The 318-nt window shown below is 65.4% G+C and carries 1 protein-coding gene; it reads right to left on the bottom strand.

The features are described 5' to 3' along the window. Positions 1–318 (bottom strand): cell wall metabolism sensor histidine kinase WalK (locus H5407_RS23875; protein WP_183106946.1); only part of this gene is annotated, 318 nt, incomplete at both ends.

Consider the following 318-nt stretch of genomic DNA (forward strand, 5'->3'; position numbering starts at 1 on the left):
TGCGCAGGCGCAGCTCACCGCTCATCAGCTCAACGATCTCCTTGACGATGCTCATCCCCAGCCCGGTGCCGGGAATATGCCCGGACTTGTCGACCCGGTAGAAGCGCTCGGTGACGCGCGCAAGCGCCTCTTCGCTCATGCCCATGCCCTGGTCTTCCACCTCGATGAGCAGTCTTGGCGCCTGCCCATCCTCCCGTAGGCAGCGCAGGCGCACCCAGACCGAGCCGCCGTCGGGCGAATACTTGTAGGCATTAGAGAGCAGATTGCGCAGCACCTGCAGCAGCTTGCCGCGGTCCACATGCACGCTCAGCGGCGCGG

It is taken from the genome of Mitsuaria sp. WAJ17, assembly GCF_014174515.1.
GTDB lineage: Bacteria > Pseudomonadota > Gammaproteobacteria > Burkholderiales > Burkholderiaceae_C > Roseateles_B.